The sequence below is a fragment of the Okeania hirsuta genome (genome assembly GCF_003838195.1).
Taxonomy (GTDB): domain Bacteria; phylum Cyanobacteriota; class Cyanobacteriia; order Cyanobacteriales; family Microcoleaceae; genus Okeania; species Okeania hirsuta.
In genome coordinates, this window is record NZ_RCBY01000303.1 from 1 (window position 1) to 7293 (window position 7293).

General features: G+C 36.9%; 3 protein-coding genes. All 3 read right to left on the reverse strand.

From position 1 onward, the window contains the following. Positions 1-1151: 1151 nt before the first annotated feature. The gene (locus D5R40_RS28625) at positions 1152-2690 is read right to left on the reverse strand and encodes a carboxypeptidase M32 (RefSeq protein ID WP_124155568.1); all 1539 of its coding nucleotides are present in this window, start codon (positions 2688-2690) and stop codon (positions 1152-1154) included. 522 nt (positions 2691-3212) lie between these two features. Next, entirely contained in the window at positions 3213-3548 is a 336-nt protein-coding gene (locus D5R40_RS28630; RefSeq protein WP_124145096.1) for a hypothetical protein, read from the reverse strand. 625 nt (positions 3549-4173) lie between these two features. Next, complete coding sequence (locus D5R40_RS28635) at positions 4174-6570, reverse strand: tetratricopeptide repeat protein (RefSeq protein ID WP_124155569.1); 2397 nt, start codon at positions 6568-6570, stop codon at positions 4174-4176. Between the last annotated feature and the right edge of the window lie 723 nt (positions 6571-7293).

Consider the following 7293-nt stretch of genomic DNA (forward strand, 5'->3'; position numbering starts at 1 on the left):
TTAAATCTTCTTCTTTTTCTGTTACTAAAGATTCTGTTTTCTTGGAAGCAACAGCTTTGCCTTGAGTAAAAGTAAACAGAGCTACTAAACTTAATAGAGCAGTAATAGTAGGGATACGCATAATAATATTATTGTGATGATTACTTAGTTTTGGTTTGAAAATCCTGGTCTCTCTTCAATAACTTTGCTGATGTTTGCGGTTCTAGTTTTAGCTGAAATTGAGCGGGACTAAAAATTTAATCATAACTCTATAATTAGGGTTTGCTGAATAAAGTCTTTTTGGTGGGGTAGGAGACAGGAGACAGGAGAAATGGGAATTTAGAAGAAGTAGGAGCTAAGTTTTGTCCCTTGATTTTTCTGCCCAACTATGCGCCTAAAATACTAACTTTTTGAGCGTTTTAGACGTGATACCAGGTACTTTTTAAAAGCCCCAAAAAGGCACTTGTCTTTAATATGTCAATCCTTTTAGATTTAATCAGCAAGCCCTAACTAATATTAACATCTTTTATACTAATATCCAAAATTATTATTTCTTATTTGTATATAACAATTCCCATAAGGAGTGAGGTACAAAATTCGTTTGTGTTAGGGAGTAGGGAGTAGTAATTCGAGAAAAAGGGGACGGAAAAAAAGAAAAACAACTGTATCTCACTAATTTGAGAAACGCTATAGCAATTCCCAAGAAGCGCGAGGTACGCGTATTCGTTGTTTTTAGGGAACACCGGATCTGGGAACAGAGAACAGGAAACAGAAGACAAATTAAAGATAGGTGCACCTCATTAGACTGAGAAACGCTATATTTTTTTGAACAAAAAATAACATCTCAAGTCTCCCCTTTCCTCCGGTCCCGAAGGGAACGCCATATCCATGAGACCAAGAGAAAAGAGAATTCCGTATTTTCAAGCCTTCCTATTACAGGAGATACTGATAATTGATAACTGATAATTGAAGTGGCAACAAGGAACTGTAGAAAATATAGCGTTTCTCAGTAAGCGTGAGGTACTTTTATCTTTCTTCCCTGTTGCCTGTTGCCTGTTGCCTGTTGCCTAAAGCAAACGAATTTTGTACCTCACTCTTTTTGGGAATTGCTATATTTCGATTATTTCCAAAATAATTTTAACTTCAATTCCTTATTTTAAATTTGCTTTCCCTCAAGCAACAAGAGCTAATTTAACAGAATATATATCACTATACTTATTTTGAATGTAACGAATAAATGGGTCAATACTTAAAGGTTTACCTGTTACTCTGTCAATTAATTCTTTCGCAGTATATTTGCGACCATGTTGATAAATATTATGCTTTAACCATTTATGCAAAAGAGTAAAATTACCTTGTTCAATAGCAACAGTAATTTCTGGATTAGACTTCACTGCAGTTTCATAAATTTGAGCAGCAATTAAATTACCCAAAGTATAGCCTTGAAACATTCCGCCAATCATTTCACCATACCAATGCACATCTTGCATGACTCCCTCACTATAATTAGTGGGAACTATACCTAAATCTTTTTTATAGCGCTCATTCCAGGCTTCGGGAAGGTCACAAACAGCTAATTTCCCTTCTAACATGGCCAACTCTAGATCGAATCGAATCATCACATGGAGATTGTAGGTTACTTCGTCAGCATCAGTACGAATGGGTGACTTAACAACCTTATTAATAGCCTGATAAAATTCTGAAACAGAAATACAACTAAGTTGTTTGAGAAAAATACCCTGTAGTTGGGGATAAAAACATTCCCAAAAGCATCGACTACGAGCTACCATATTTTCCCATAATCGGGATTGACTTTCATGGATACCGCTTGAGGTTCCTTCAGCAAGGGGCGTTCCCTCTAATTCTAGGGCAATACCTTGCTCATAGAGAGCATGGCCTACTTCGTGGACTGTACTGAATAGAGCTTCGGTACAGTTATTTTCATACACGCGAGTGGTAATACGAACATCCCCAATTGAAAAGCTAGAAGTAAAGGGGTGGGGCGTTTCGTCTTGTCGGCCTCTTTGAAAGTCGAAGCCAATATGCTTTGTCACAGTACGTCCAAACTTAAGTTGTTGTTCTTTTGGATAATATTGGCGGAGGTAAAAATCATTGATAGGTGGGCCGGAGGTAATGGCTTCTACTATGGGTAATAATTTTTGGCGTAGTTTGCGAAACAGAGGGCGAAGTATGGAAACTGTCATGCCTTCGTCTACAAAGTCAATGAGAGGATCGGCAATATGTTTGTGAGGGAAAAAGCAAGCTAGTTCTCGACTTAGGTCTAATGTTTTTTCTAAATATGGTTGTACTAGGGAAAAGTTTTTGAGAGATTTGGCTTTGACCCATGCTTCGTAGGCGGTAGCTTGATGTTGGCAAAATTTGGCCATGAATTCTGAAGGGACTCGGATGGCGCGCTCGTAGTCTCGGCGAGTAACACGGATCAGGCTAGCTTCGGTGGAGTCGTAGGGGAGGCTTTGTTCGTAAGGGCGGAGGTCTTGGAGGAGTTGACCTATGGATGGGTCGGTAAATTTTTCATGGGCAAGTTCTTTGAGAGTGGCTATTTGTCGTCCTCTGGCAGAAGTGCCTCCGGTGGGCATATAGGTGGTTTGGTCCCAGTTTAGTATGGAGACGGCGGCTTCTAGGTCTCGTATTTGGATGAGACTATTTTTGAGTTCTAGATATTTTGGTTCACAAGGACTGAGGGTTGACATGATGACTAGATGATATTAAATTTTTAGGTTTATTTAATGTTTTTACTTATTCGGTGGGGTATTATATATTAGCCAATCATCAGGAGTCTTTTAGTTAATTCTACTTAAGTATATGCAAGTTTTTAACAAAAAGCTTGGTCTAAAGCCTCCGTCATGCTCTTCACGGAAGTCAGAAGTTATAATTCATAAGTCAGAAGTTCAGTAGGGTGTGTGAGCGTGAGGGTAACGTACAATCTCACAGAAGGCGGTGGGTCATTTCAGTTATCAGTTAGCCTCCTAACGGAGGAACTGCGTTAACAGTAACTCTGCAATCAGGAGGTTTGACATCAGGAATATTCTCTTTTTTTATCCTCTTAAAAGGGGAGACTTTAGACCACAATTTTTTGGTAAAGTTTTTATAGTGCTGCGCGCAGGCAACAGGTAACAGCTCCGGAAGGCAATAGGGGGAATAAATTGCCGATAATATAAGACTTTTAGCTATTGGACACCTCCTGAAATTTGTAAATATGCCAGCGCACATTGCTATATCTGAGAATTTTCTAATAATTTTTCTGCATCTGCTAATAGTTTATTTCCCCACAGTTCTTTTTTGGGTAGTCCTGTATGGGTTTTGGTTGAAGATATATATTTTTTAATTTCTCCCATACTCCCCTCCGGTGGAGGGGGAGGGGTTAGGGGTGGGTCCCCATCTCCCCACACTCTCTCTAGCATTACTATGCACCACCACCCTTTTTTGAGGCGTTGCAGGTTTCCCCAACTTTTAGTAGGTTTGGTTGAGGTATGATATTCGGAACTTATCCGCAGCACAGAATATGTAGATAGAATTTTGTGTTGAGTTGCACTGTGGTTTAATACCAACTTGATCAATATTTGCTACAAATAACTAGGTTATTTCTTAGGAGTCAACCCACCCCTCGCCCCTCCCCCTCCCAGGAGGGGAAGTTAGGAGGACCGAGTCAGAATAAATAGCTTTGATACTATTTATTAGGTAACAATTTATCTTTTTCATCCAATGGACATCTCCTATAAAGTCTTTTAATTGCTCTTATTATTCGTAACATTCTTTTCCCAAATTGGTTTAACCCAACCTACGACTACTTTTTCCTTTTTCAACAAGTAATATTGATCCCACATTCGGAACTTCAAGAGCGTATCATTAAAAGTAGTATATGAATCTGTAGCTTGGTAGGTATTTATACTATGCAAATCATCTCAATACTTTTTTCGTTCATCGATCTTCCGAGTAAAAAATTTACACATAAATACTTGCTCTGATGATGACTCAATCACGGCAGCTATAATTTTCTTCTAAAATTCTGTCTCCTGTTTTCCCCTCCTGGGAGGGGGAGGGGCGAGGGGTGGGTTGTCTCCTGACTCCTTCTTCGGTTGCTATATTTTGTGGTGCGGAATGTGGGATTGATGGTTTATTGTTGAGTTTTTGTTGCGGAATTATCTTTTGATTTTGAGTTTAATTCTCCGCCGTCTACAGGGTGTTTATAATTGGTTGGGGTTTGAGTTCCCATCCATTTTTTATTCTTGCTTCTTTCTTCTTGCTTCTTTCTTCTTCAACTGTCTGAGATAGTAATATTTTTATCTGAGGATTTTCTAATAATTTTTCTGCATCTGCTAATAGTTTATCGCTCCAATTTTCTTTTTTGAGCCGTTGCAGGTTTCCCCAATTTTTGTCTAATTTTAATGCTGTTTCTGCCATTGTTAAACCTGCTGAAATTTCACCTTTTTTATATAGGGCAACTCCTATTGCTAATTGAGGTTCTACATTTTGGTTATTTATTTCAATTGCAGTTTGCCAGTTTTTTATAGCTTCATCTATCTTTCCCATTTCATATTTAACTAAGCCAAGGTAAATAATATAATTTTCATCGTCTGGTTGAATTTCTAGAGCTTTTTCAAAAGCAGCTATTGCTTGTTGATACAGTTTTAATTGTAAAAAGGTATTACCCTTACCAGACCAAGCATAATGAAAGTCTGGTTGAATTTCTAGAGCTTTTTCAAAAGCAGCAATTGCCTCCTCATATCTTTCTAATTTTCTCAGTGCATCGCCTTTATTTTTCCAAGCATAATGATAGTATGGTTGAATTTCTAGAGCTTTATCAAAAGCAGCAACTGCCTCTTCATATCTTTCTAAATTTTCTAATGCAATGCCTTTATTATTCCAAGCATAATGAGAGTCTGGTTGAATTTCTAGAGCTTTTTCAAAAGCAGCAATTGCCTCCTCATATCTTTCTAATTTTCTCAGTGCATCGCCTTTATTTTTCCAAGCATAATGATAGTATGGTTGAATTTCTAGAGCTTTATCAAAAGCAGCAACTGCCTCTTCATATCTTTCTAAATTTTCTAATGCAATGCCTTTATTATTCCAAGCATAATGATAGTATGGTCGAATTTTTAGAGCTTTTTCATAAGCAGCAACAGCCTGTTCATATCTTTCTAATTTTCTCAGTGCATTACCTTTATTATCCCAAGCTTCATGATAGTATGGTTGAATTTTTAGAGCTTTTTCATAAGCAGCAACAGCCTGTTCATATCTTTCTAAATTTTCTAATGCAATGCCTTTAAATAACCAAGTATAATTACACTCTGGTTTAATTTCTAGAGCTTTTTCATAAGCCACAAATGCCTGTTCATATCTTTCTAAAAAAAACAGTGCAACGCCTTTCAAGGACCAAGTATAATAATAATCTGGTCGAATTTTTAGAGCTTTTTCATAAGCAGCAACAGCCTGTTCATATCTTTCTAATTTTCTCAGTGCATTACCTTTATTATCCCAAGCATAATGATCATCTGGTTGAATTTCTAGAGCTTTATCAAAAGCAGCAACTGCCTCTTCATATCTTTCTAAATATTCTAATGCAATGCCTTTATTATTCCAAGCATAATGATAGTATGGTTGAATTTCTAGAGCTTTATCAAAAGCAGCAACTGCCTCTTCATATCTTTCTAAATTTTCTAATGCAATGCCTTTATTATTCCAAGCATAATGATAGTATGGTCGAATTTTTAGAGCTTTTTCATAAGCAGCAACAGCCTCTTCATATCTTTCTAAATTTTTTAATGCAACACCTTTATTATTCCAGGCTTCATAATTATTGGCTTGAATTTTTAATGCTTCATCACAAGCTAATATTGCTTCTTCATTGTGCTGAAACTTTCTATCCAATAAAGCCTTGATCACCAACAAATTAGCTTTTTGTTCAACAGGAAGTCTCTCATCATCAACCAAACTTTTAATTCTCAACCATACATACTTACGCTCTTGCCTTGTAAGTTCTTTATAATCATCTAACTTTTTTGCTGAAACATCTAAAGATTCTTGTCGTAAATATTCCTCATTCATAGGAAACAGAAATAACCCAGAACGCCAATCAAAAAAATCTGGGGCACGTTTAATCAAGTAATCTAAAGCAAACCTTGGTAATAGAAACACAAAGCAAATATCAAAATCATCCCTAAATCTTTCTCGCTGCTGATTCAAATTAATCAAAACAGGAGGGACTCCCCTTCTACTAATAGAAATAATCTCATTACTATCCCAACCCCTTTCTTTCATCTCCTCCTCATATTGATAGAGAGAATATTCCAAACCAGTCACAAACAAAACATCAATCTCTGCTAAATTGGGCAAATCTTTTACCAGACTATAAAAATTATAAGTGGTCTTATCCAAACGCAAAACTTCTACCCTTTCTTGGGGAATATCCTGCCGAATTTTTTCAATAATTTCTGTTCCCTGTGGAGGCGAACATTCTACAAACAATAAACCAAAACCTTCAATAAACCCGACAACATTCAATAGGTCTTGATATTCCTCTGCAAAAGTTGACTGTATATCCTCTTCCCAAACAACTTTTTCTCCTTTCATTGCAGCAATTCCTTATAGTAGTTTTCATTAACATAAAATATAGAGATTTTCGCTTAAAAGCAGAAGGCAGAAGTTTTGTAATCTACTTTTGTAAAAACCGCTATAAATTCCAGAAATCCTGTGATGAAAAATGCTCTGGTGGGTAAAAATTAATTTATTTGAGTATCGCATTTCTCATCAAGATGAAGTACATTTACGATCCCCCTAAATCCCCCTTGAAAAGGGGGACTTTGAAACCTCTCACCTTTTTAAGCAGTTCCCCTTTTTTAAGCTTCGAGAAATCCTGTGATGAAAAATGCTCTGGTGGGTAAAAATTAATTTATTTGAGCATCGCATTTCTCATCAATATGAAGTACATTTACGATCCCCCTAAATCCCCCTTGAAAAGGGGGACTTTGAAACCTCTTCCCTGATTAAACAGTTCCCCCTTTTTTTAGCAGTTCCAGACTTTGAAACCTCCCCCCTATAAATTCGAGAAATCCTGTGATGAAAAATGCTCTGGTGGGTAAAAATTAATTTATTTGAGCATCGCATTTCTCATCAATATGAAGTACATTTACGCTCCCCCTAAATCCCCCTTGAAAAGGGGAACTTTGAAACCTCTTCCCTGATTAAGCAGTTCCCCCTTTTTTTAGCAGTTCCAGACTTTGAAACCTCCCCCCTATAAATTCGAGAAATCCTGTGATGAAAAATGCTCTGGTGGGTAAAAATTAATTTATTTGA

Coding starts and splice junctions, on each gene's coding strand:
- D5R40_RS28635 (WP_124155569.1), bottom strand. CDS start 6,570: ATGAAAGGAGAAAAAGTTGTTTGGGAAGAGGATATACAGTCAACTTTT.
- D5R40_RS28625 (WP_124155568.1), bottom strand. CDS start 2,690: ATGTCAACCCTCAGTCCTTGTGAACCAAAATATCTAGAACTCAAAAAT.